Consider the following 887-nt stretch of genomic DNA (forward strand, 5'->3'; position numbering starts at 1 on the left):
TTTGCCGACTATTACGGGGTCACGATTGTGCCGACTAGGCCCGGCAGGCCACGCGACAAAGCGGCAGTAGAACGTGCTGTGAAAATCGCCTACACCAAAATACTCGGGTATTTCAGCGACGAGGTCTTCTACAATCTCGATGAGCTCAATGAGGCAATCGCTGACCGGCTTGCCGATATCAACAGCGCAATGACACGGGCTGATGGCACAACACGGCGCATGCGCTTTGAGCAAGAAGAAGCACCAGTGATGCGCGATCTGCCGCCGATACCGTTTACGGAAGTGTCATACAAGCGGTGCAAAGTCGACCGTAATTGGCACATCACCTGTGACTACCAGTACTACTCTGTGCCATTTCAGCTGGTAGGAGAGGCAGTGACGGTCAGGCTCACCCCGCAACTGGTGAGCATCTTCAACGGTGATCAACTAGTTGCTGAACACACACGCCTTCACGGATTCAAATACCGGTACTCCACTGATCCCAACCATGGGCCAAGCGGCGATGACGAAGGCCACAAGGCGCTCACCCGCGACGAACTCTTGGCTTGGGCCTCGTCGTTCGGTTCTGCAACGCACGCAGTCATAGCGATGATCCTCGATCGTAATAGTGCCGCCGTCCCCCGCGGACTTCTTCAAGCTCGCAACGTGCTGGCCAACCTGGGCAAAAAGCACAGCAAAGCCACCCTCGAGCCGGCGTGCCAGCAGGTCTTAGAAAAGAAGCTGGCTCCAACTATGGCTGTGATCAAGCGCATCCAGACTGACATTGCGCACGCTCAGCAGCACCCTGCTGCACCAGGGCGAAGGACACAGCCCGCGACGAAGAACCAACAACGCCCAAGCGCCCCGCTTACCAGCGACGCAGCTGATGCCGTCTTTATTCGGCCTGC

At 57.0% G+C, this 887-nt stretch carries 1 protein-coding gene; it reads left to right on the plus strand.

The annotated features are described in order from the left end of the window. Positions 1-887, plus strand: an 887-nt coding sequence (locus QP994_RS11030) for a Mu transposase domain-containing protein (protein WP_502870053.1), incomplete at both ends; no start/stop codon positions are given.

It is taken from the genome of Corynebacterium sp. MSK044 (genome assembly GCF_030232825.1).
GTDB lineage: Bacteria > Actinomycetota > Actinomycetes > Mycobacteriales > Mycobacteriaceae > Corynebacterium.